Source organism: Mariniphaga anaerophila, assembly GCF_900129025.1.
Taxonomy (GTDB): Bacteria; Bacteroidota; Bacteroidia; order Bacteroidales; family Prolixibacteraceae; genus Mariniphaga; species Mariniphaga anaerophila.
On sequence record NZ_FQUM01000006.1, the window covers coordinates 373,975 to 398,986 of the forward strand.

General features: G+C 42.4%; 22 protein-coding genes and 1 tRNA gene. 16 read left to right on the forward strand and 7 right to left on the reverse strand.

Annotated features, from left to right (window positions below; all coding sequences use genetic code 11):
- Positions 1–334 precede the first annotated feature (334 nt).
- A complete protein-coding gene (gene nadA, locus BUB08_RS14385; RefSeq protein WP_175550013.1) occupies positions 335–1,327 on the forward strand; it encodes a quinolinate synthase NadA in 993 nt (330 codons plus the stop codon).
- Between the two features lie 86 nt (positions 1,328–1,413).
- Here the strand turns inward: nadA and BUB08_RS20375 are convergent, their stop codons facing one another.
- From BUB08_RS20375 to BUB08_RS14410, 5 genes are all read right to left on the reverse strand, one after another.
- Entirely contained in the window at positions 1,414–1,578 is a 165-nt protein-coding gene (locus BUB08_RS20375; RefSeq protein WP_175550014.1) for a hypothetical protein, read from the reverse strand.
- Positions 1,579–1,582: 4 nt separating this feature from the next.
- On the reverse strand, positions 1,583–4,360 hold the full coding sequence (gene polA, locus BUB08_RS14390; protein WP_073002574.1) for a DNA polymerase I: 2,778 nt from the start codon (positions 4,358–4,360) through the stop codon (positions 1,583–1,585).
- A gap of 204 nt (positions 4,361–4,564) precedes the next feature.
- Positions 4,565–5,878 carry a Gfo/Idh/MocA family protein gene (locus tag BUB08_RS14400; protein WP_073002576.1) on the reverse strand — a complete coding sequence of 438 codons (1,314 nt, stop codon included), beginning with the start codon at positions 5,876–5,878 and terminating at the stop codon, positions 4,565–4,567.
- Positions 5,879–5,952: 74 nt separating this feature from the next.
- Positions 5,953–6,951, reverse strand: a complete 999-nt coding sequence (locus BUB08_RS14405) for a sugar phosphate isomerase/epimerase family protein (protein ID WP_073002577.1) — start codon at positions 6,949–6,951, stop codon at positions 5,953–5,955.
- 101 nt (positions 6,952–7,052) lie between these two features.
- Positions 7,053–8,213 (reverse strand): Gfo/Idh/MocA family protein, encoded by a 1,161-nt coding sequence (locus tag BUB08_RS14410; protein WP_073002578.1) that lies wholly within the window; start codon positions 8,211–8,213, stop codon positions 7,053–7,055.
- Positions 8,214–8,426: 213 nt separating this feature from the next.
- Here BUB08_RS14410 and BUB08_RS14415 point away from each other — a divergent pair, with 213 nt between their 5' ends.
- The gene (locus tag BUB08_RS14415; protein WP_073002579.1) at positions 8,427–9,353 is read left to right on the forward strand and encodes a hydroxypyruvate isomerase family protein; all 927 of its coding nucleotides are present in this window, start codon (positions 8,427–8,429) and stop codon (positions 9,351–9,353) included.
- A gap of 305 nt (positions 9,354–9,658) precedes the next feature.
- The gene (locus BUB08_RS14420) at positions 9,659–10,819 is read left to right on the forward strand and encodes a helix-turn-helix transcriptional regulator (RefSeq protein ID WP_073002580.1); all 1,161 of its coding nucleotides are present in this window, start codon (positions 9,659–9,661) and stop codon (positions 10,817–10,819) included.
- 12 nt (positions 10,820–10,831) lie between these two features.
- On the opposite strand, the gene BUB08_RS14425 is transcribed toward BUB08_RS14420, so the two are convergent.
- Positions 10,832–13,594, reverse strand: a complete 2,763-nt coding sequence (locus BUB08_RS14425; RefSeq protein WP_073002581.1) for a phosphoenolpyruvate carboxylase — start codon at positions 13,592–13,594, stop codon at positions 10,832–10,834.
- 329 nt (positions 13,595–13,923) lie between these two features.
- Between BUB08_RS14425 and BUB08_RS14430 the strand changes: the two genes are divergently transcribed.
- From BUB08_RS14430 to BUB08_RS14490, 13 genes are all read left to right on the forward strand, one after another.
- Entirely contained in the window at positions 13,924–14,844 is a 921-nt protein-coding gene (locus BUB08_RS14430) for a universal stress protein (RefSeq protein ID WP_073002582.1), read from the forward strand.
- Positions 14,845–14,872: 28 nt separating this feature from the next.
- Positions 14,873–17,182 (forward strand): hydrogen gas-evolving membrane-bound hydrogenase subunit E, encoded by a 2,310-nt coding sequence (mbhE, locus tag BUB08_RS14435; RefSeq protein WP_073002583.1) that lies wholly within the window; start codon positions 14,873–14,875, stop codon positions 17,180–17,182.
- Positions 17,179–17,595, forward strand: coding sequence for an MnhB domain-containing protein (locus BUB08_RS14440; protein ID WP_073002584.1), 417 nt, complete (start codon positions 17,179–17,181; stop codon positions 17,593–17,595). Before mbhE ends, BUB08_RS14440 begins: the two co-directional genes overlap by 4 nt.
- A complete protein-coding gene (locus BUB08_RS14445) occupies positions 17,595–17,939 on the forward strand; it encodes an NADH-quinone oxidoreductase subunit K (protein ID WP_073002585.1) in 345 nt (114 codons plus the stop codon). The genes BUB08_RS14440 and BUB08_RS14445 overlap by 1 nt, the downstream gene beginning before the upstream one ends.
- Positions 17,939–19,426 (forward strand): proton-conducting transporter transmembrane domain-containing protein, encoded by a 1,488-nt coding sequence (locus BUB08_RS14450; RefSeq protein ID WP_073002586.1) that lies wholly within the window; start codon positions 17,939–17,941, stop codon positions 19,424–19,426. Before BUB08_RS14445 ends, BUB08_RS14450 begins: the two co-directional genes overlap by 1 nt.
- A 4-nt stretch (positions 19,427–19,430) precedes the next feature.
- On the forward strand, positions 19,431–19,763 hold the full coding sequence (locus BUB08_RS14455) for a Na+/H+ antiporter subunit E (protein WP_073002587.1): 333 nt from the start codon (positions 19,431–19,433) through the stop codon (positions 19,761–19,763).
- A gap of 3 nt (positions 19,764–19,766) precedes the next feature.
- Complete coding sequence (locus BUB08_RS14460) at positions 19,767–20,042, forward strand: MrpF/PhaF family protein (protein WP_073002588.1); 276 nt, start codon at positions 19,767–19,769, stop codon at positions 20,040–20,042.
- On the forward strand, positions 20,035–20,325 hold the full coding sequence (gene mnhG / locus BUB08_RS14465) for a monovalent cation/H(+) antiporter subunit G (RefSeq protein ID WP_073002589.1): 291 nt from the start codon (positions 20,035–20,037) through the stop codon (positions 20,323–20,325). Before BUB08_RS14460 ends, mnhG begins: the two co-directional genes overlap by 8 nt.
- A gap of 413 nt (positions 20,326–20,738) precedes the next feature.
- Complete coding sequence (locus BUB08_RS14470) at positions 20,739–21,191, forward strand: hypothetical protein (protein ID WP_073002590.1); 453 nt, start codon at positions 20,739–20,741, stop codon at positions 21,189–21,191.
- Between the two features lie 42 nt (positions 21,192–21,233).
- Positions 21,234–21,566 carry a PadR family transcriptional regulator gene (locus tag BUB08_RS14475; protein ID WP_073002591.1) on the forward strand — a complete coding sequence of 111 codons (333 nt, stop codon included), beginning with the start codon at positions 21,234–21,236 and terminating at the stop codon, positions 21,564–21,566.
- A 43-nt stretch (positions 21,567–21,609) separates the two neighbouring features.
- The gene (locus BUB08_RS14480) at positions 21,610–23,214 is read left to right on the forward strand and encodes a PspC domain-containing protein (RefSeq protein WP_073002592.1); all 1,605 of its coding nucleotides are present in this window, start codon (positions 21,610–21,612) and stop codon (positions 23,212–23,214) included.
- Positions 23,215–23,295: 81 nt separating this feature from the next.
- The gene (locus tag BUB08_RS14485; RefSeq protein ID WP_073002593.1) at positions 23,296–23,799 is read left to right on the forward strand and encodes a DUF4252 domain-containing protein; all 504 of its coding nucleotides are present in this window, start codon (positions 23,296–23,298) and stop codon (positions 23,797–23,799) included.
- A 63-nt stretch (positions 23,800–23,862) separates the two neighbouring features.
- Positions 23,863–24,576, forward strand: a complete 714-nt coding sequence (locus BUB08_RS14490; RefSeq protein ID WP_073002594.1) for a protein-L-isoaspartate(D-aspartate) O-methyltransferase — start codon at positions 23,863–23,865, stop codon at positions 24,574–24,576.
- A gap of 54 nt (positions 24,577–24,630) precedes the next feature.
- Here the strand turns inward: BUB08_RS14490 and BUB08_RS14495 are convergent.
- A tRNA-Met gene (locus tag BUB08_RS14495) sits at positions 24,631–24,703 on the reverse strand.
- Positions 24,704–25,012 lie beyond the last annotated feature (309 nt).

Genomic DNA, 25,012 nt, shown 5'->3' on the forward strand with positions numbered 1-25,012 from the left:
TAAAAATACAATATTTTAGGCGGTTACTCCCTAATAACCAACACGATAGTATCAACAATTACCAACATCAATTAATTCTATAAACAATTCTATTTCAAACTTTTATCAGTGTGCTTCTGAAATATCAACAGTTTTTGTGAAAAACAAATCTTTCAGTCCGCTAGTATATGACTATCTGTCAAAAAATACCCGGACAAATATCATATTCTGCTCTGTTTTATTTAATGAAGCCGGGTAAAACAGAAACAATTCAGACAAAAAGAGGTTATTTTGCAAATGAATTTCTATTTTTACCGCCGCTTTTTAAAGGAGACATTCAGAAACTATTTTGGAGATGGAACAGGTACAAATTGACGGGATGTTGACAGAAAAAGGTTTTATCGAAGAAGCGATAGACCCGAATCTGAAACTGGTAGAAGAAATCAACCGCCTAAGGAAGGAAAAAAATGCTGTAATACTGAGCCACTTTTATGTGGAAGGCGAATTGCAGGACATTGCCGATTATGTGGGTGACAGCCTGGGACTGGCGCAGGCAGCAGCCAAAACCGACGCTGAAATGATTGTTTTTGTCGGTGTTCACTTTATGGCAGAAACTGCAAAAATTATCAACCCCACAAAAAAAGTCATTCTTCCCGACCTGAAAGCAAGTTGCTCCCTTGCAGAATCAGCACCGGCCGAGGCATTTGCCGAGTTCAAAGCCAAATATCCCGAACACAAAGTTATTACGTACGTAAACGCCACAGCCGCGCTCAAAACGATGTCTGACATTGTTTGCACCTCTGCCAATGCTAAAAAAATTGTGGATAGTTTTCCGAAAAATGAAAAGCTGATTTTTGCCCCTGACAAAAACCTGGGGAACTACATAAACAGCATTACCGGCCGAAACATGGTTTTGTGGGACGGCGCCTGCATGGTACACGAACAATACTCGGTAGAAAAAATTATTGCATTGATGGATCAGTACCCCGAAGCCGAATTCATTGCACATCCTGAGTGTGAAAAACCGGTTCTGTTACTGGCAAAGCATATTGGTTCTACCACTTCGTTATTGAATTATGCAAAAAGCAGCCCTGCTCAAAAATTCATTGTAGCAACTGAAAGCGGGATTTTACACCAAATGAAAAAGGACTGTCCCGATAAAATCTTTATCCCGGCTCCGTCTGCAGATTCAACCTGTGCCTGCAACGACTGCTCGTACATGAAAATGAACAACCTGCAAAAGCTGTACATTTGCATGAAATACGAACAGCCGGAAATAACTTTACCTGCCGACGTTATTGAAAAAGCCCGCATACCGATTGAACGGATGCTGGAGATTTCAAAATAAATATCGAATAATAGGATTTGTTCCGCCCAAAACAACTGAAACAGCCACACCAACAGGCAAAAGAAACCCGAAAAATCGACTTACGCTTAACTGCCCCCACAATTGGCCCGCTCGTATTTTTCCATTAAATCGGTAAGCAGGATCAATTCTTGCAGGTCTTCATCGGTTTTCTGCAGTTCGCACAATTGGATGAACCTGTTCAGCGCGTTTCGGTATTCTTCCTCGGTTTCTATTTCAGTAATTTTTTGCATACAACTAATGAGCATCTAGCCAGTTTCCGGCGGCATTCATTTCTACAGTTAACGGAACGCCAAGTTCTAAGGCATGTTCCATTTCATATTTCACAATTTCCTTCACTTTCTCCAGTTCATTTTTAAAAACATCAAAGTTTAGTTCGTCATGCACCTGAAGAACCATTTTTGATTTGAGTTTTTCTATTTTGAACCGTCGATAAATGTTAATCATTGCTACTTTAATTATATCTGCTGCCGACCCCTGAATTGGTGCGTTAATGGCGTTTCTCTCTGCCATTCCGCGCACTATTGCATTGGCTGAATTAATATCATTTAAATAACGCCTGCGCCCCTTAATTGTTTGCACATATCCATTCTTTCCCGCTAAATCTATCTGCTGATCCATAAATCCTTTTATTTTCGGGAAGTTCTCAAAATACCCGTCAATCAATTCTTTGGCCTCTGTTCTGGGAATATTCAGGCGCTGCGATAAACCAAATGCAGAAATTCCGTAAATAATTCCGAAGTTGGCTGTTTTAGCTTTGCGCCGCATATCAGAAGTAACCTCGTTTTCGGGCACCTTGTAAATTTTTGAAGCCGTAATCGCATGAATATCTTTTCCTTCCTTGAAAGCATTTAGCATTTCCTCATCTTTACTGAGGGCCGCCATAATGCGTAGCTCAATCTGCGAATAGTCAGCCGACAGGAAAACATGATCTTCATCTGAAGGAATAAATGCCCGCCTGATTTCCCTGCCGTTTTCGTCGCGAATAGGAATATTCTGCAAATTAGGATTAACAGAGCTGAGGCGCCCGGTTGCCGTAATTGCCTGATTATACGACGTGTGAACTTTACCTGTTTTCGGGTTCACCAGTTCAGGCAGCGCTTCCACATATGTTGACAACAGTTTTTTTAACCCGCGGAAATCCAGAATTTTATTAACGATGGGATGTTTGTCAGCCAGTTTCACCAGCACTTCTTCCGAAGTGGAATACTGCTTGGTTTTGGTCTTTTTGGCGCTTCCGCTCGAAGAAATCTTCAGTTTCTCAAATAAAATGGGCCCCAATTGCTTGGGCGACGAAACATTAAACTCTTCTCCTGCAAGCTCAAAAATTTCCTTTTCAACCTGAATAATTTGTTCGCGCAAATCAACAGCATATTCTTTCAAAGCCGCAACATCGAGTTTTACGCCCGCCTGCTCCATGTGCACCAGCACCGGCACCAAAGGCATTTCAATCTCATCGAACAGCTGGCGCATTTCGTACTTATCCAGCTCCGGATCGATGGCGTCTTTTAACCAGAAAGTCAGGTCGGCATCTTCACAAGCATAATCACGCAGCTTTTCTTTGGGCACCGAACGCATGTTCAACTGATTCTTCCCTTTTTTACCAATAAGGCTCTCGGTATGTACTTTTTCGTAATTCAGATAAATTTCACAAAGATAATCGAGATTGTGCTTTTGTTCGGGCTGAATCAGGTAGTGCGCCAACATGGTATCAAACATTTTACCCTTTATTTCAATACCGTAATTCCCGAGCATCAACAGGTCGTACTTCAAATTCTGCCCTATTTTCAAAATATTTTCATCTGCAAAAACTTCGCGGAACTCGCTAATCACTTTTTGGGCCTCTTCCTTTTTTGACGGCACCAACACGCAATACGCTTCGTGTTTCCGAAACGCAAACGACATGCACACAATTTCGGCAGAATGTGTATCTAACCCGGTAGTCTCAGTATCGAAACAAAAAGCATCGGCAACAGAAAGCTCGGCGCGCAGGCTGGCTCGCTGCATTTCATTTTCCACAAGGTAGTACTGATGCGGAATTGTTTCGATGGTTTCCATTTGCGTAGCTGCCGGCTGAACTGTCTCCACGTCACCAAACAAAGTCTGCTGCACCGCCTTTTCGCTTTTCCCTTCTTCCAGATTCAGGCGTTCGGCCAGCGTACGAAACTCCAAATCTTCAAACAATGCTTTCAGAGCTTCTTTGTTAACTTCCTCGCGGGCGAGTGCTTTTTCATCAAAATCAATAGGCACATCCTGAATTATTGTTGCCAGCTTGCGTGAAAGGCGAACCTGCTCTTCAAATTCAACAAGGTTTGACTTTTGCTTGCCTTTCAACTTATCAATGTTCTGGTAAATCCCGTCGATACTGCCAAACTCTCCAATAAGTTTTTCTGCAGTTTTAGGGCCAATTCCAGGGCAGCCCGGAATATTATCGGCGCTGTCGCCCATCAATCCCAAAATATCGATTACCTGTGCCGTGTTTTCAATTCCAAAATTCTTTTTCACCTCGTCCGGTCCCCAAATTTCAGCAGCGGCTCCCTGCTTGGCAGGTTTGTACATTTTAACGTTGTTTTCCACCAACTGGGCGTAATCTTTATCAGGGGTCATCATAAACGTATCAAAGCCCGAGTTCTTTGCCTTTTGCGCCAAAGTTCCGATCACATCGTCGGCTTCAAAACCTTCTTTTTCGATTATGGGAATATTGAATGCTTCAATAATTCTGCGGATGTAAGGAATGGATTTCCTCAAATCTTCGGGCATTGCTTCACGGTTGGCTTTGTACTCCTTAAAAATTTCGTGCCTGAAAGTAGGAGCTGAAACATCGAATACCACTCCAATATACTGGGGGGTTTCACTTTCGAGCAACTGAACCAGCGTGTTTACAAACCCCAGCATTGCTGATGTATTTACACCTTTGGAATTAAAACGCGGATTACGAATAAATGCGTAATAGCTACGGTAAATCAACGCATAAGCATCGAGTAAGAAAAGTTTTTTCGGGCTGTTTTCTGTCATATCCTTGTATATTGAACAGCAAATTTAAGAAAAATGCCCGCGATAGCATTATTCGGAAACTATACGATTTACCGACAAAAAAGAATACAAACCACTTTCAGAAAAAATTAACCGAAAAGCAAACCCCGAAAAGCGGACGATGGATTGATAAAAAAAAAGCCATACCATTACAAAACGCAACGGTACGGCTGTATTTATATTTGGCTAAACTTTAGGCAATTCCCAGGGGGCACGGTATTCAGGAACCAGATAACTATTGGCATCATCATCGTTGATGAATTTACTGTTATCAGCATCCCAATACAACCGGCGTCCGGTTTTCAGTGCAATATTTCCAAGATGACAAACCCGTGCCGTGTTGGCTGCAATTTCAACATTTGCATTGGTAACTTTGTCGGTGTCCTTTATGCAATCGATAAAATTTTTCATATGGTTATTCAGGCCTTGTCCGTCGCCTTTTTTCAATTCCACACGCTCCATTTTTGGATTTTTTCCGCCTTCAGGAATTACTTCCCATCCACCGCGGTCGACCACCAGCGTTCCGTTTTCACCAACAAAACCTACGCCGTGTGAGCGCCCGTAATACCCGGCATCGCTACCTAAACCGTGATCCCACAACATAGTGTAGCCGTCAAATTCGTACAACGCCTGCATGGTATCCGGCGTTTCGCAGGCATCGTCGGGATAAGCAAATTTACCTCCCATTGCCATAACCGATTTTGGCGCTTTTGCGTTCATTCCAAAAAGTCCGTAATCAATAATATGAACTCCCCAGTCGGTCATCAATCCACCTGCGTAATCCCAAAACCAGCGAAAGTTAAAATGAAACCGATTGGGATTAAACGGGCGTTCTCTGGCGGGCCCCAGCCAAAAGTCATAATCAACACCAGCCGGAACAGCGCCATCGGGCTGAGCAGGAATTGACTTCATCCAGCCCTGGTACGACCAGGTTCTAACGGTACGAATTTTACCCAACTTGCCCGAATGCACAAATTCTGTGGCATCCTGCCAGTGCTTGTCGCTCCGCTGCCATTGCCCTACCTGAACTACATTCCCGTAGCGCCGGGCAGCCCGTTCCATAACATTCAGCTCTTCGATGTAATTACCCAACGGTTTTTCGCAGTAAATATACTTTCCTTCCTGCGCAGCATTCACAAACGGAATGCAGTGCCAGTGGTCAGGCGTGCCAATTATAATTACATCAATACCGGGTTCTTCCAGCAACTTTCTAAAATCTTTAAACCCTTTTGGTTTGAATCCCTGAATTTTTTCGGTGTCAGCAATACGTTGGTTCAGGATATTTTCGTCAACATCGCAAATGGCAGCACACTCGGTGTTGCGCTGGCCAAGAAATGCCTTTAAATCGGAAAATCCCATGCCTTTGGCACCAATCAGTCCGCACACCAATTTTTCGTTTGCCCCTATGCACGAGTTCATTGCCATGGGCATTGAGGCGGTAATTCCAACCCCTGCAGCGGCAAGGGCAGAGTTCTTAATAAAACTTCTTCTGTTTGACATTTTTTAAAATAAATTATTAGGTTGACAGTTGGCTGCCGGGAGGCTAAAATCACTTCCCGGCGTTGGTTTTTATTCTATTTTTTCTTTTGCATTGCATCGTCAAACGCCACATCCGAAGGTTCAAAATCAACATGTTTCACAAAATGACAAGCTTCGGTAGCTCCGGCTTCGCGGTTCATTCCGCTGTCTTCCCATTCTACCGAAAGTGGCCCGTTGTAGCCAATGTCATTTAGTGCGCGAATGATGTTTTCAAAATTCACTTTTCCGCGCCCCAGGCTACGGAAGTTCCAATAACGGCGGTTATCGCCAAATTCGGAATGGCCACCAAAAACACCAATTCCCATTGGAACATCGCTCCAATACGCATCTTTCATGTGAACATGGAAAATACGATCGGCAAATTCGTAAATAAACCGAATATAGTCCACGTGTTGATACCCAAAATGGCTGGGATCGAAATTGAATCCAAAAGCCGGGTGGTTATCCAATGCTTTCAAAGCCAGATGGGCAGAATGAATATCGAAAGCTATTTCGGTAGGATGCGCTTCCAACGCAAACTTAACCCCCAATTTCTGAAACTCATCCAGAATCGGAATCCAGCGTTTGGCAAATTCTTCGTAGCCTTTTTCAATCATTCCTTTTGGGATGGGCGGGAAAGAATACAACAAATGCCACACCGGACTACCGGTAAAACCAATTACCGTATCGAGCCCCAGCATTTTTGCTGCTTTTGCCGTTTTTATTACCTCTTCTGCCGCTCTTTGCCGAACCCCTTCGGGATCGCCGTCGCCCCAAATATAATCGGGAAGAATCCCTTGGTGGCGTTCATCAATAGGGTCAGAAACACACTGCCCCACCAGATGCGTAGATATGGCATAAAGGTCGAGTTCATATTTTTTTAGAAGGGCTTTTCTTTCGTCGCAATAGGCCTGGTCTGCTTTATCAATTTCCATATGATTGCCCCAGGTACAAAGTTCAAGTCCGTCGTAGCCAAACGATTTGGCTTTCTGGCACATTTTTTCGATGGGTAAATCAGCCCATTGTCCGCTAAATAATGTTACAGGTCTTGACATCTTACTATTTTTTCTAATTAACGTTTTTGAAATGCATCTTATTTGAATACACAGCAAAAAACTGCATATTCTAAATTACCGGGCAAAACAGATTTCTGAGCTTACTCAGCAAATTTCACCCATTTCATTGTGTCGTCATAACCGGCTTTCACAACGGTATCAATAAACTGCATACCCCTAATTCCGTCGTCCACTCCTGGAAAATCGAGCATTTCTGAGGTAGGTTCAACGCCATCTTTTTTGGCCATTACAGTCATTGCAAAATTCCGGTAAATATTAGCAAAAGCTTCCAGGTATCCTTCGGGATGGCCGCCTGGAGTACGGGTATTGTGTACTGCAATTGCACTGTTCATACTGGTTCCTACGCGCAGAACCTGCATGGGTTTGTCCAGCCACTTCAAAATGAGCGAATTCGGTTCATGCTGAAACCATTCCAGCCCGCCTTTTTCGCCGTAAACTCTAATTTTTAAAGCATTTTCTTCTCCGGCAGCAATCTGTGTTGCCATTAAAACACCTTTAGCCCCGTTTTCGAAACGCAGAAGAGCAGCACCGTCGTCATCGAGCAAACGGTTAGGAACAAAAACATTCAGCTCGGCACATAACTCGGTCACTTTTAATCCGGTAATATATTCAGCCAAATGATGAGCGTGCGTTCCAATATCGCCCATGCAGCCTGCTTTTCCCGAACGTTTCGGGTCTGTGCGCCACGAAGCCTGAGCATTGCCCTGATCTTCCACTTTTGCAGAAAGCCAACCCTGAGGATATTCAACAAAAACCTTTCGAATTTCCCCCAGCTCCCCGTTGGCAACCATTTGTTTTGCGTGTTTAACCGCAGGGTAACCCGAATAAGTATGAGTAAGCGCCAGGGTGCGACCTGTTTCTTCTAGCTTTTCTTTCAGTTTTATTGCCTCGTCCAGGGTAAAAGTCATCGGCTTGTCAATCACCACATCAAACCCATTTTCAAGCGCCATCACAGCGGGGGCAAAATGCACAAAATTGGGCGTTACTATCGAAACAAAATCCATGCGTTCTCCTTCAGGAAGCCTTGCCTCTTTTTCGAACATCTCCTGGTAAGATTCATACACCCTGTTTTCAGGCAGATAATACAATTTTCCCGAGGATTTTGAGATTTCAGGATTCACACTGAAACAACCGCAAACCAGCTCTATCTGGTTATCCATAAATGCGGCAAGACGATGGATTGCTCCGATAAAAGCATCAGTTCCTCCGCCAACCATACCCATTCTGAGTTTTCTATTCATAATTAAAGTGTTTATTTTGATTTAGAAATTTTGCCTATAAAATTAGCAACTCTTTTGAAAGGAAGCAAAACTGACGGGGGAAACCGAAAACAAAAAGCCACTTGCTCAAAAAGCACAAAAAAGCCACTTTTTGAAAGCCGGCAGAAAACAGAATTAGGAAACAATTCGTTATTTTAGCCCATTCATCTAAAATTACAATTAAATCGGGTAACCATGGAAAGAAGAAATTTCATAAAAAATGCAGCAGCCAGCGGAATTGCAATGGCAGGATTAGGAAGTTTTATGGGAGCTTCAGCTTCTGAATCAACTGTATCGAATACCGCCAAATTTAAATTGAAATACGCACCGCACCTGGGCATGTTTCCCGAGCTTGCCGGGAAAGACCCGATTGACAACATCAGGTTTATTGCAGACCAGGGATTTCGGGCCATATTCGACAACGGGCTGATGAACAAACCGACTGAATTGCAGGAGAAAATTGCAGGCGAACTTGCGCGCCAGGGAATGGATATCGGGCCATTTGTTTTGTATGCCGATTTTAGCGCAGAATCGATGGTGCTTTTCAACGATGAGTCCAGAAAAATGCTGAAGGAAAAACTTCAACAAGGTATTGAAACCTATAAACGCACCGGTGCCAAATATGCATTGATGGTTCCGGGCAGGTACAATCAAAAACTGGAATGGGGTTACCAAACGGCCAATGTAATTGACTCGTTGAGAGAACTGAGCGAAATGGCCGAAAAAGAGGGGATGGTTATTGTTCTGGAACCTCTAAACCGATGGAACCACCCCGGATTGTTCCTTACCGGAATGCCGCAGGCTTATGCTATTTGCCGCGCAGTGAACAGCCCGTCGTGCAAAATTGTAGACGACATGTACCACCAGCAAATTACCGAAGGAAATATCATTCCGAACATCGACAGTTCATGGAGCGAAATTGGGGCATTTCACATTGGTGACAACCCCGGAAGAAAAGAGCCTACCACGGGCGAAATAAACTATAAAAATGTGTTTCAACATATTTACAACAAAGGTTACGACGGCGTTTTGTGTTGCGAACACGGAAAAAGCAAATCGGGAAAAGAAGGCGAACTTGCATTTATAAAAGCCTACCGCGAAGTGGATTCGTTTGAAATCTAAAAAATTAACCGCATAAAAAATGGCCGTTACGCAATGACATAACGGCCATTTTTTGTTTCTGAAAATAAAAAAGAAGGAGAAACCCCCTTCTTTTCCAGCTGTTAAGGATAACCTCAAGGGCTCCTAATTTTAAGGCTATTTCTACTTCTCTAGTCCGATTTGTTTAATTACCGCCACCGGGCGACAAAAGTACAGCTTCGAAAATAATTGCAATATTCAAATCGTAAAATCAATCTTCAAACAGTATAAAAGTTGTAACTTTGAAAAAGACCTGATTTATTTTATTAAAAACCGCTTCAGATTTTATGGGGAAAGACCTGATAATTTACACCCCGATGTATGTCACTTTCTTTTGGGCACTTGTTCTTCTGATAACCAAAAGAAAGAATAATCCTGCAAAATTTTTTCTGGGAGTTTTCATGTCTGCAGCCTTTCTTACCTACCTTTCTCACGCCGTTTTTTTTCAACAAAATGTTTTTGCCTATCGCATATTTGACCCACTGTATGTTTTTGCTTCACTTTCTGTTTATCCTTTATACTACTGGTACATAAAACTGCTTACCGTTGAAACCAAATACCACTGGATAAATCTGAGGATGCTTTTGCCCGCCCTGATTTTTTCTTTGGCAACATTTCTTTTGTACCAATTAATGACTAAAGAAGAGCAGCTAACTTATGTTCAGGGATTTCTTCTCGAAAGAAACGGCATGATTGACGAAACTACTCTTATAAAAATTCAGGAATTGTTCTTTTATTTCGGACGATTGGTTTTTGCAATTCAGGTTGTATTTTTTCTTGTTCTGGGGCGAAAACTGGTATTGCATTACAACAAGCGAATTGCGAATTTCTACTCTAATCTGGAAAGCAAAACCATTTTTTGGGTGAATTTTTTACTGTACTCATTTGTTGCCACTTCATCCATGAGTATCGCTTTTAATTTAATCGGGCGCGAAATATTTTTAGACTCGCCGGCGCTTCTTGCCATACCTTCTTCCATATTCAGTATTCTCCTGTTTTTTATTGGCCTGCTGGGGTACATGCAAAACCACACGGTTGTTGATTTGGAAAAAGACGAAAACGGCCACCTGTCGGCAGATCAAACAAAATACCACGCAGACCAGCTAAAACCAAAGCTGACTGACTTATTTGAAAAGAAAAAAGTGTACAACAATTCAGAGTTAAAAATTACAGATATTTCGCAACTTTTGGGAACCAACCGCTCTTATGTTTCTGCACTGATAAACAACGAATTTAACTGTTCGTTTAACGAATTTGTCAATAAATACCGGGTAGAGGAAGCCAAAAAAGTGCTGGCAAAAGACATCAACAAAAGCTTTTCGCTAAACCACGTTGCAGATACTGTGGGATTCGGATCTGTGGGAACTTTCATTCGGGTATTTAAAACAATGGAAGGAATTACTCCGGGCATGTATCGCGAAAACGGAATAAAGGATTCGAACCTCTAAACAAAAAATGAACTACCCGGTGGTTCCCATAGCATTGGCAATGGCATTAATGCTTCGTAACAAATTATGCAACAAAAGCTCATGATTCCCATTTTCTCCCGTTTTTTGGGCGACTCTCCATCGTTTTAATAAATTAACCTGCTGCCGATGCAAGGGGAGGAGAGCTTCAGCCCTGAGCCGGGTAGAATAATAGTGATTTCTCCGTCTTTCTTCCGGAGGGCTCTCCAGCAACCCGAGCATGGCTTCGCGGGTTAACGCCAGCTCCCGAAGCAGCAACGCCAGTATCTCTTCCCGCACTTTCGCATCTTCTACCAAACCAGCATACAGCTTCATAATATTTTCATCAGTAGCAGCCAGACTGGTGTCGATATTTGTTAATACATACCGCACGAAATCGTCGGTTTTAACCAGCTTTTTTAACTGAATATATTTCTCCGGATGTTCGGTTTTTAGTTTTTGCAGCGTAGATCCAACGCCGTACCAACTTGAAATATGCATGCGCGACTGGGTCCAGCTAAATACCCAGGGAATGGCGCGCAAATCAGCCAATGTACGTTTTCCGGTTCGACGAGCCGGACGGGAACCGATTTTACTGGATTCGATGGCATCGATGGGAGTGGCGTGTTCGTAAAACGAAATAAATGAAGGATGCCCTGTCAGCGTTTTAAATGCTTCAAAACTTTCATTGGCAAGATAACTGAAAAGCTCAGCACGGAGGGTGTTCTCCCCCGCGGCTCCGGCTTTGTTCAGCAAAGTTTGACGCACCAATCCGGCCACCAACAATTCCATATTATATGCAGCATTAACTTTATTGGCATACTTCCGCTCAATGGTTTCGCCCTGCTCCGTCATACGAATTAACCCGTTTGTAGTAGAAAGAGGGAGCGATTTTAAAAACCAGTGAGTTGGGCCGGCACCTCTGCTAATTGTGCCGCCCTTTCCGTGAAAAAAACGAACTTGCACACCATGTTTCCGGGCAACTTCAGAAAGTTTCACCTGTGCTTCGTACAAATACCAGGTACTTGCCAAAATGCCACCGTCTTTGTTGCTGTCGCTGTAACCAATCATTATATCCTGTATCAGCCGCGGAAGTTTTTTCTTCTCCCTGATATATTCCAGGCTGTTTCGGGTAACCCGGTGGCTCAAAAACTCATCCAGCACCTGAGGACTTTTCTTTAAATCGTCAATGGTTTCGAACAGCGGAACAACGGGCAACGGACAAGCCAGTCCGCGAGAATCGAAATGAGACAAACCGGCTTCGCGCATAAAAAGATACACCGTAAACAAATCGGTTGCATTGCGCGTCATGCTCACAATAAGCGATCCCAGCGACTTACCGGAATAATCCCTGATGTGCTTCCCCAGCGTGCGAAAAGTTTTTACCACCTCGCGAGCTTTTTCCGACTGCAATAAATCGGTTCTGCTGATAAACGGACGATTGTGCTCCAATTCTTCTTTGATAAACATTTCGTAAGCCGACCTGCTTTTTACAACCGATTCGAATTTTGCCGGAAGGCTGCTCTTCACAATATCAAGCAACGCCTGCTCGTAGTAACGGCTGTTCTGTCTTACATCGAGAAGTGCCAGGTGAAATCCGAAAACTTTCAGATGACGCAGTACTTTCTGCACATCGGAAACTGCTATAGAACGGGCGCCGTAATCAATCAATGCTTTTTTCAACACAAGCAAATCGGCCTGCAATTCATCAGAATTCGAGTAAGAAGAAACAGCATCCTGCAACTTTATTCCTCCCGACGCATTTTCAGTTATGGGAAGTTTCTCTTTTATAAACTGAATGTATTTTTTAAAAGGTTCGTCCGGATTATCAGAAGCAATATCCATTTCACCATACAGTTCATCCATTCGCTCAATGAAATACGAGGGGAGAGAATCAATATTGCAATAGATGCTCAACTTATCGGAAAGCTCGTTCAGCATGCTTTTGAGCAGCGACAAAGCATGTAGCCGAAAAATCTCCAGCGTTTTTCGTGTTACATCGAAAGAGACAAGCGGATGCCCGTCCCGGTCGCCGCCCACCCAGTTTCCAAAACTCAACACCGGAAAATTCTCCGTGTCCTCTACTAACTGCGGATTAAACCCTGCTTTTTCCCAGGCCTGTTTCAACTTATAATCCAGGTAATGAATCATCTCCGGAAAAACTTTATGGAAATAATAGAGTACATTTTCCAATTCAGATTCTACGGCCGGCTTTTCAATAAAAATTTCGCCAATAAACCAGAGTTTATGCAATATTTGTTTGATATCGTACTTTATTTCTTCCTGCTCGTAACTGGTGTACATCGAATTTTCGCGTTTCACCAGCAGAAGGTAAAGCTGCCGGTAAAGAGCCAGTACCACAGGGCGCTTTGCCTCGGTTGGATGGGCAGTAAGAACAGGCTCTGCATGAACCTGCCGAAGACATTCGGCAATGCTTTCTTCCCGCAAACCCTTCAACTTCAAATCGTTAAAAATATCTGCCCACATTCCGCTAACACTTTCCAACCCCGAATTTTCCTGACGGGCACGACGGTTCTGAACAGCCCCGTTCACTTCTGAAAGATTTAGCAACTGAAAGCTGATGGAAAACAAATGCAGCAGTTTTTGAGCATTTTCGTCATCGAAACGAGGTTCACTTTCCGAAATCCAGGGAATTTGAGCAGCCAGGGCAGCTTCGTTGTTTTCCACTAAAACTTCGGAGAAACACTCCAAAAGAAATTCTAAATCGGCATACGGTTTTCCCACAGAACTCTTGACCTCTTCGAGAAGACTTTTCATAGGTTCCAAATTGTTTATTCTTTACAACTCATCGGCAAAAAAATTTCCGTTTTCCACTTCGAGTAACAAACAGGAAAAAAAGCAACATCCCTGAATATTTTTAAAAAAAAATATCTCCGAAAAAAATAAAATGCCGAAAGCCAAATTATAACTAGTAATCAAAATATTAAAACGCCCAGAACTGTATGATTCAGGCAATTCCGATTACAACCGAAACAGAACAATGCTCTTTTTTGTTTTATTTTTTTAAATATATTTGGAACATATCTTAGAATTTTCTGTAAACCATACAGCGAAATTTGTTGTTCAAATAACAAAGTCATCATACCATGAGACGAAAGATAAAGAACATTCTAATCCCCGTAGATTTTGAAGACACTTCGGTGAAAGCTGTCAGATATTCCGCAAAAATGACGGAAAAATTAAACGGGAATCTTTTATTGCTTTACGTTATTCACACCCCCGGGCTAATGGCTCAGTTTTTTTCTTCGGGCGACTATCTGGTAAAAATAACCAACCAGGCCAAAGACAAACTGCAGGAAATTGCAGATGAAGTAAAAAAAGAAGTACCGGGAGTTAAAATCAACACACGAATTGAGCTGGGCAAACCCTACGAAAAAATTCTTGAAGTGGCCGACGAATCAGGTGCCACCATGATTGTTCTGGGCGAAAACCACCACAGCGGAGACCCCGAAGACGACCTTGGAACAACCGTTTACCATGTCACCCTCAAAGCAAAAATACCGGTGCTCACGTTAAAAGAAGATACCAGTAAAATGAAAGACAGCATTGTTGTTCCGCTTGATTTAACCAAGCAAACGCGGGAGCAACTGCTATCGGCTTTATACTACGGACTGGAGTACGGAGCAACTATTCATCTTGTTTCGGCGGTTGTGGGTGGAATTAAAAAAACCGAAAGCCGCATTTACGGCAAACTGAAAGAAGCCCAGGAAACTCTGGAAATGAACGGGCTGAAATGTGAGATAAAATTGTTCGACCGCTCCAAAATTCCACCGTTTAAGCGGGTGCTGGAGTATGCGGAAGATGTTGACGCAGGAATGATTTTGCTGATGACCCACCAGGAAGGATACACTTATGACAATTACATCGGAGCATTCGCTCATCACATTATGAACATGTCAAAAGTCCCGGTCTTCAGTATCGCGTCGCTGTCGAAAGACCCAAATTTTTCTCCGTTTTTCAAAACGCTTGTTGACCCAATCGGGCTTTTTACATACAAAAAAACTTAAAAAATACACGGAACCTTAAAACAAATTAATGGTTTATATACTGCTTGTTTTCCTCTCTGCTTCTCTGTTGATTTTTATTCTCCCCGGATGGCTGAAAAAGCAAAAAGCCATTTTACTATCTTTTGTCCAATTCGCCGCTTTCATCTACTTTTTATCCCATGTTTCTGAAATAACCAGTTATCATTCAAAATCAATTTTTATTGAATGGATTCCGCAACTGGGTCTTAATCTCGAATTTATGCTTGACGGCCTGAGCATGGTTTTCGCACTGCTGGTTACCGGCATTGGCGCGCTGGTGTTTCTTTACGCAAAAGATTATATGAAAAGCTATGCCGGAACCGACAAATTTTTCTTTTACCTGATGCTTTTTAGCGGCGCAATGCTGGGCCTTGTTTTATCGGGAAACCTCATTCAGCTTTTTATTTTTTGGGAACTAACCAGTTTTATTTCCTTCTTCTTAATCAGCTTTTTTCACGAAAAAGAGTCGGCACGAAAAGCAGCATTTCAGTCGCTTTATATCACCGGGTTTGGCGGGCTCAGCATGCTTGCGGGAATTGTACTTCTGGGAAGCGTGGTTGACAGCTACTCGTTTTCCGACTGGCTTTCCAATGCCAATGCAATAAAAGAAAGCAATTTATATCTCCCCGGACTGCTACTGATTCTGGCAGGAATTTTTACCAAATCGGCACAATTTCCGTTTCACTTTTGGTTACCCGGAGCCATGCAGGCTCCTGCGCCGGTAAGCTCGTATTTGCATTCGGCCACCATGGTAAAAGCAGGTATTTTTCTGCTTGCCCGGCTCAGTCCGGTTTTGGGTGGAACTCCCGAGTGGACTTACATCATTTCCCTTACCGGGGTTCTTACCATGCTTACCGGTTCGTACTTCGCCATTACTCAAACCGATTTAAAAGGAATTCTGGCTTTTACCACCATTAATGCCCTCGGGGTTTTAGTGCTGCTTTTGGGAATAAATACCACAGAATCGATTAAGGCAGCCATGCTGTTTTTGTTTATTCATGCTTTTTATAAAGCAACGCTGTTTATGGTTGCAGGGCTGATTGAAAAAAAGACCGGAACAAGGGAGCTCAGACAACTGGGAGGCCTGATAAAATACATGCCCCTTACTTTTGTTATTGCCTTTTTAGCACTGCTGTCAATGGCAGGATTGCCCCCACTTTTAGGCTTTTTAGGAAAAGAACTGATTTACGAAGCCAAAGTACAGTCCCCGGGAATCGCCTCAATGATATTGATACTTGGAGTAACTTCCAACATTTTTATGGTAGCCGTTTCGTTGTATTTTGCCCGGAAAGTTTTTTTGGGAAAACCCGGCAATTTTCCCAAACAACCCAACGAAAGGGGGGCGGCTTTTTTGATTGGCCCGGGCGTTTTAGCATTGTTAAGCCTGGTGCTTGGCCTTTCTCCCGGTAAACTAGGCTCGGCAGTTATCAAGCCTGCCCTGAGCGCTGTTTTAGGCGAAGTTGCTGAGGTTAAACTAAAAATCTGGCACGGATTCAACCAGGTATTCTTTTTAAGTATGCTCACAATTATATTGGGCTTTTTGCTGTACGTTGCCATGCTAAAAAAAGACAAGCTGCTTATCTACTGGAAAAAAATAAACGACGTTGTATTTGCAGTTCAGCTCGACGAAGTATTTGCCTGGGTAATGGATAAATTTGTGGCTGTTTCAAAATTAAAAACCAAAACAGTACAACACGGATACCACCGCTTGTACATTCTTACAATCATTGTGTTTACATCGTTACTGCTGTGGTTTCAGGTTTTTGTAACCCGCTCATGGAATTTTGATATCCCGTTTACGTTGCGGCCATTTTATATTTCGGGGCTCGCGCTTGTCATTATTCTGGCCTCTGCGGTAAGTGCTGTTTCGCGTTCGCGAATTGTAACCATCATTTCAATGGGAGTAGCCGGCTACGGAATTTCGCTCATTTTTCTGTATTACAGTGCTGTCGATTTGGCCATCACACAAATTCTGGTAGAAACCCTTACCCTGGTGATGTTTATGGCCATATTGCAGAAGCTGCCTCGATTTGCTGTTTTATCATCCAAAAAAACAAGGTTGCGGGATTTTTTAATCGCCCTGGGATTTGGTTCGGTAATGACAATTTTGGCACTGAAAGCGGTAAACGTTAACCTGAACCGTTCCATTTCCGATTTTTATCTGGAAAACAGTTATCTGAAAGCGTTTGGCGAAAACGTGGTTAATGTAATTCTTGTGGACTTCAGGGCGCTTGATACACTGGGCGAAGTAACGGTTCTTACCATTGCTGCCGTGGGAGTTTATTTATTGTTATCGAAACCCAAAAGCCGAAAATTATGAACTCAGTAATACTTCAACTTGCCGCAAAATATTTACGATGGCTGCTCATATCTTTTGCCGTTTTAGCGCTGCTACGCGGACACAACAATCCGGGCGGAGGGTTTATCGGCGGATTGATGGCCGGACTTGCAATTGTGTACAAAGGGTTTGCTTTTAACGCTTTTCAGGTTAAAGAAAAACTGCTTAAACGACCTGAACGATACATGGGGCTTGGATTGTTTTTGATTCTACTGAGTTTTATCCCGTCTGTATTTGCCGGCAAACCTCTAATGACGGGCATATGGATTACTGTTCCTGTTCCGTTTTTTTCGGGAATTAAACTCGGAACCCCTTTTCTGTTCGACATCGGGGTATTCTTTACTGTAATTGGCGTAACACTGCTATTTGTCTTCTCATTAACACAAAAAAAATAATGGAAATAATACTCGCCATAGTTGTTGGATTATTGTACACGGTAGGTGTGTACCTGCTGCTTCGTCGCAGTATTCTGAAATTTATTATCGGACTGATTTTTATGAGCAACGCCACCAATTTACTTGTTTTTCTCTCGGCGGGACTGGTTCCCGGAAGCCCCGCTTTTGTGCAGGCAGGTTCAGGCAGCTCGGCACCTCTTGCAGACCCGCTGCCCCAGGCGCTGGTGCTAACAGCAATTGTCATCGGACTGGGAATTGTGGTTTTCACCCTGGCACTGAAATACAAATTTTTTGAAACTACAGGAACAGACGATTTGGATCAGCTAAAAAAAACAGATAATTAATGATAACATTCGTTGCGCTACCCATACTTCTTCCGTTTATTTTCATCATCAGCCTGCTTGTGTTTCGTTCTGACCGGCTGGCGGGCTGGCTGGGCGTTTTCGGGTCAGGATTACTCATTTTACTTTCGGGGTACCTTTTTATTCTGGTGCAGAAGCACGGCGTAATTGCGTTGCAAATGGGAGGCTGGGAAGCCCCGTTTGGCATTACGTTGGTGGTTGATTTTCTGAGTGCAATTATGCTGGTTGTTGCAGCATTAATTGTTTTCTCCATTGCAATTTATGCCTTGCGCTTTTTGCCAAAAACCATCCGGTTAAACCGCTTTTTCATTTTCTTTTTTGGATTGACAATGGGGCTGAACGGAGCGTTTGTTACCGGCGATGTTTTCAACCTCTTTGTCTGGTTTGAGGTGATGCTGATGTCGTCTTTTGTATTAATTACACTGGGACGAACAAAAGAGCAACTCGAAGGCGGAATTAAATACATGTCACTGAACCTTATTGGTTCGCTTCTTTTTCTGGCGGGAGTAGGATTGCTCTACGGAAAAACCGGAACGCTGAACATGGCGCATCTGGCTGAAATTTTGAAAAATGACAACCAGGCCATTCTGATGAATACCTCGGCTGTGCTGTTTTTTGTGGCATTTGGAATTAAAGCCGCTGTGTTTCCCCTTTACTTTTGGCTTCCGGCTTCGTACCACACTCCCAACATCACCATCTCTTCGCTGTTTGCCGGGTTGCTTACAAAAGTTGGTGTTTACACTTTCATCCGCTTTTTTACACTGTTTTTTGTGCACGACCAACAGTTTTGGCACCAGCTTCTTCTGATAACAGCCGGATTTACAATGGTAGCCGGAGGCATGGCAGCCGCTGCACATTACGAAACCCGGCGCATACTTTCCTACCACATCATCAGCCAAATAGGGTACATGATAATGGGATTGGGAATTTTTACGCCCCTTGCCATTGCCGGAGCCATTTTTTTTACGATTCATAATATGATTGCAAAAACCAATACTTTCCTGGTTGCCGGAATGATTGCCAAAGCACGAGGCACTTTTGAGCTGAAAGAAGTGGGCGGGCTTTTCAAGCAAAGTCCTTTTTTGGCCATCTTGTTTATGGTGCCTGCTTTTGCCCTGGCAGGAGTACCTCCCATTTCAGGCTTTTTTGCCAAATTCATATTAATTAAAGCCGGCCTCGAAAATGGAAACTACGTAATAACTGCGGTTGCCATTCTTACCGGAATGCTTACACTCTATTCCATGATAAAAATATGGAACGAAGCATTTTTAAAGGCACAGCCTGCAAATGAGTATGCAAGTACTCCATTCAAAAAATTAAAATTTGCCGAGTATTTCCCGTCTGTTCTTTTAGGCGCAACAAGCATTTTAATGGGCCTGTTTGCTGCATATTTATTTGATTTTACAATGAATGCAGCCAATCAGCTTATCGATCCTTCTCTCTATATTGAAACTGTTCTAAAAGGCTGAAACGATGAAAATTCTGAAAAAAACATATTATCTGCTTGCGTTCTGTCTATTCTACCTGTTTAAACTGGTGCAGTCGAATATTTACATTGCGTGGGACATTCTGACTCCCGGCAAGCAATCGAATCCAGCATTTGTTGAAGTGCCGGTAATTTTAAATTCAGACACGGGATTATTAATGTTCAGCAATTTGCTGTCGATGACACCGGGGACACTGAGCCTCGATATAAGCCGGGATAAAAAAACAATGCTGGTGCACGTTTTATATTATTCTGATGAAGAACAAATACAAAACGGATTAAAAGAAATGCAACAAAAAATAAAAAGAATAACCGGGTAAACAATGAACGATTCGATATCAACAACAGTTCTTCTCATTGCATTCTCGTTGCTTTTAGCGGCGCTGATTCTTGCCTTTACGCGTCTTTTAAAAGGCCCGTCGATAAACGATCGTATCGCAGCCATGGATGTTATTTCAATTGTAGTAATGGGGTTTATTCTGGTTTACAGCGTACTCATTAATAATGCCATGTATTTCGATATTCCAATTGTTATTTCGCTGATTTCATTTATTGGAACGGTAGCAGTCTCAACCTATTTAAAACACAAAAATGGATAAAATAATTATTTCGATATTTATTCTTGCCGGTTCGTTTTTTATTTTGGTGGCCGCTATCGGATTGCTACGTTTTAAGGATCTATACGCCAGGTTGCATGCCGGTACAAAAGCGCCTTCCTTTGGCATCTTACTGCTACTTATCGGGGTAAGCATCTACTTTAACACGCCCGTAGTTTACATTAAATCGCTATTCATAATCGTATTTATTTACCTAACAGCGCCCCTAGGTGCCCACGCTATCGCAAAATCATTTGACAACAAAGGGAAGAACAAAAAGCAATAATTACCCGACATCATTTCCTGAAACCGGACACTCAAAAACTGCATTTTTCTTATTAACAATCATGTTGAAAAAGGGGAGCAGCTGTGCTAAAACGAATTGCAAAGAGCTTCTATCTGCATTCAGATAAAAAAAAATCGCCCATTCAATATTTTTTCATTCCCCACAAACAAGCTGACAATCAACACGCTAAAAATACAATACAAAATAATTGCAATATTTTTAGTACTATGTGTTGCACAGTACTAAAAAAAATACATATATTTGCATTACCAACAACAGTGTATTTAAAAGTAGTTTTTAAAAAAAAGTTCTATACAAGTTGTAACGTTTCACAAAAAACTACGTCATAATAGCAGAAACAAAGAAACAAGAAAACAAACAGAGAAGCAGAAGCCATGAAAACAATTGAAACAATGAAAACAGAAAAGGCCATGAAAACAAAAACAAATTTCAGAAAAGCAGTATTACGTTCAGTCGCCGTAGTCGTAAGTTTTGTTTTGGTAAGTTTTACCGTTAGCGCGCAGGAGTTTTGGAAAAAAGTTCTGACTCACAGCAGTTTCAACGAAATTGCTCTTGCAATGGTTGAAACATCAGCCAGGGAAGCAGAAGCAGCGGACTTATCAGTCAATAATGCAAGCTGGTATTCTTTCGACAAAGCTTTCGACCCGGCACTTGAAATGGAAGGTTGGATGACCACCGAAAATTACTTTGAAATAGCTACTTTTAGCTTTCAAAACGAAGTGGACATCCCCTTAAAAATGGAAAGCTGGATGCTGGACGAAAATCTGTTTTACAGCCACAAAATGCAGGAAGAACCGCTGGAAGTAGAAGACTGGATGACTTCTGCTGATTTTTGGACCATCTAAAGAAAAGGGGCATGGTCGCCTTTTAGAAAGGAGAAAATTAAGATGAAACTTGAAAATACAAAAGCACAAATGAGAAAAGGGGTGCTGGAGTACTGTATTCTACTGGTACTTGACGGCAAACCTCTTTACGCCAGCGACATCATTCAGGCTTTAAAAGAAGCAAAAATGATAGTAGTTGAAGGAACCCTGTACCCGCTGCTTACGCGACTTAAAAATGCCGAATTACTGGCTTACCGTTGGGAAGAATCCAACCAGGGGCCACCACGAAAATACTATGAACTCACCGACAAAGGGCGCAGTTTTTTAGCAGAACTTGAGGCATCGTGGGCCGAATTAGTTGACGCCGTTGGAAAAGTCAGAAAAAACATGAGTTAACAGAAACAATAAACCAGAACAAAAATTCTAAGAATTCATTGATATGAAAAAAACATTCACAATCAATATCAGCGGTACTGTTTTTCACATCGAAGAAGATGCATACGAAGTACTGCAAAAGTACCTGGTGAAGCTTAAAAATCATTTCGGAACAGAGGAAGAAGGGCAAGAGATATTAACAGATATTGAAGCCAGGATTGCTGAAATCTTTTCAGAAAAATCTTCAGGAGAAAAAGATGTTATTACTATGGCCGGAGTGGAACAGGTAATTGAAACCATGGGAACACCGGAAGATTTTGCCGAAGAAGAAGGCGAAAGCGAAGAAGAAATTTACAGCAAAACAACCAAACGCAAGCGGAGACTCTACCGCGACACAGAACAACGCGTAATTGGCGGCGTTTGCGGAGGACTGGCCGCATACTTCAACATGGATCCGGTTATTCTGCGAATCATTTTTGTGGTGCTGTTTTTTATAACTTCCGGAGCCGGGTTACTTGCTTATCTGATTTTATGGATTGCTGTTCCGAAGGCTGTTACAACAGCCCAGCGCCTCGAAATGCGGGGGCAGGAAGCCACGGTAAAAAACATTGAAAAATCAATTAAAGAAGAAGTAAAAGACGTAAAAGAGAGCTACAAAAAGTTTAAGGAGTCGGACACTTTCACCAAAGGAAAAAAAAAAGTTGAAGGTGCTGGTGAAGTGACCTACAACATCTTCAGGTTACTGCTAAAAGTTGCAGTCGTAATAATTGGCGTCGTTCTTATCATTTCAGGTTTTTTTGGGTTACTCGGGTTAATTTCATCACTGGCAATCGGGCATTCGTTTGTACAGGACTGGCCGCTGGTGGTTTGGGGCCCCGAAATCAATTTCCCGGAATTTCTCAATTATCTTGTTGAGCCGGACACGGTTAAGCTCGGCATTATTTCAGTCGGTTTTCTTGCCGGAATTCCACTGCTTGCCATGCTGTATGTTGGCACAAAACTGGTGTTCAACTACAAATCAAACAATACCGCCATCGGGCTTAGTATGGTAGGAGTGTGGCTCATTGCACTAATATCATTATTCGTAATTTCCACAAGCCAGTTAGGTAATTTCAAAAACCAGGCGTCGGTTGTAGAAAGCAGCACCATAAATTGCGACAGTTGCCAAACAATCTACCTGAAACTTAACGAGGACAAGTACAAAGGATACGCCGCTGATGGCTGGGATTTAAACAAACTGAAAGTAAGGCAAATTGACGGCGAAAAAATTATCCTCGGAAATCCACGCCTCGACATTGAAAAATCCAGTGGAAACTCCTTTATCGTAACCGTTAAAAAGTCATCGCGCGGACGAACCCGGGAAACTGCAAGAGACCATGCATCTGACCTTGTTTACAAGTTTCAGAACCGGGATTCTGTTCTACTTTTCGACCCCTACTTTTTTCTGAATGAAAAAGACAAGTGGCGTGACCAGGAAGTAAATATCACTGTAAAAGTTCCGGAGGGAGGAACCATTTTCCTCGACGATGAGATGGTTGACATTATTTACGATATTGAAAACGTTACAAATACCTGGGACGGCGATATGGTAGGAAAATACTGGAAGATGGAACCCAAAGGACTCACAATGAAAAAAGTTGAAAACACCAAAGTTGAGATAGAAGAATAATTAAACAGCAGAATCAGGGGCATGCCACAAAAGCATGCCCCCTGATATTCTACTTTAGAAAATTAACAAACACAAATTCACATGAAACAAATTACCTTTTTGCTTTTTCTATTTATTGCAGCTGCATCGCAAAGCGCTGTAGGACAAAGCCAGTCAAATAAAATGTATGACTATTTTGACGGCAAAGACGGAATTAACCAGTTCAGCTTTTCAAAAAACATGATTGATGCAATTGATCTGGATTTAAGCGAAGATGATGACAGGAATGTAACGGGAGATCTGAACAAAGTGCGGTTTATGACTTACAATCCGGAAAAAGGAAAACTCTCGGGAACTGATTTTACCAAAAAAGCGGTTTCACTTTTACCGGGTTCGTACAAACAGTACAAAGACTCTGATGACGATTTTGAAAACGGCCAAATTTGGCTTCTGGGGAAAAGAAGCAAATACTCCGAATGCCACATCTTTCTTGACGGAGATGAACCCGAATCCATACGGTTTATTGTTTCTTTTTATGGCGATTTTACGGTAAATGACTTAAAAAAGCTGAAGGAATCGGGCAAGAAGATGTCAAATAAAGACTAGCGGGTTAAAATCAGCCAGAAACACAATTTCCCCTTCTCCGTATAATCTGAAAAACAGATTAAAATGGAGGCCAGACTTTTTTCGTGTGTAATACTTTCTCTGCTTATTTCAGTGGTTTCATTCAGCCAAAACAGCGATCCTTTTCCGGCATTACGAAACCAAATGGTAAAAACACAAATTGAAGCACGGGGAATTACCGATAAAAATGTGCTGGAGGCGTTTCGTAAAGTTGAGCGCCACAAATTCGTATTAACCCAGTACATTCCATACGCATACTCCGATTCACCACTACCGATAGACGAAGGGCAAACCATATCGCAACCATACATTGTTGCTTTTATGACCGATGCCCTAAACTTAAAGCGAACCGACAAAGTACTTGAAATAGGTACCGGATCGGGTTATCAGGCGGCGATTCTGGCCGAACTTTGCGACTCCGTTTTCACCATCGAAATATTTGAAAAACTGGGGCACAAGGCACGCCGCGTTTTTTCGGAACTAGGGTACAACAACATTTTCAGCAAAATTGATGACGGCTACCAGGGGTGGCAAGAATATGCACCGTTTGATGCCATTATAGTAACCTGTGCGCCCACAGAAGTGCCCGAGCCCCTGCAAAAACAACTTGCCGAGGGTGGACGACTGATTATTCCCGTAGGAACCAATCCTCTGCAACACCTGATATTACAAAAAAAGAAAAACGGAAAATTAAGGGAGAAAAATATATTGCCGGTGCGTTTTGTCCCAATGATTGACTCCAGCGGCAAAAAATACTAGCAGCTTGCATCTAAAAAAAGTCATAAAAAAAGCCGGCAAAAACCGGCTTCTCTGTAGCGGGAGCAGGACTTGAACCTACGACCTTTGGGTTATGAGCCCAACGAGCTACCAACTGCTCCATCCCGCAATATATCTTGATTTCTTTTGAAATATCTTCTTGAACGCGGGTGCAAATATATATACTTTTAGCGAACTTGCAAAATTTGATTCCTTTTTTATTCTTTGTTTCCCTATCGTTAAATCGTTCTTAACCGTTTCCAAATGCAATTGCCTATTTGCAGCAGTATAGTACTGCAAGTATATTAGATTCTAACCCAAGCGTCAGGGGACACAGCTATTTCCGGGAGTGTAATCTAAACTCTGTCTGGTATTTTTCTTTCATTCAAAATTAATTCATTTTCTGGATTATTAATCGTAAAAGCTTTTTTGAACGGGA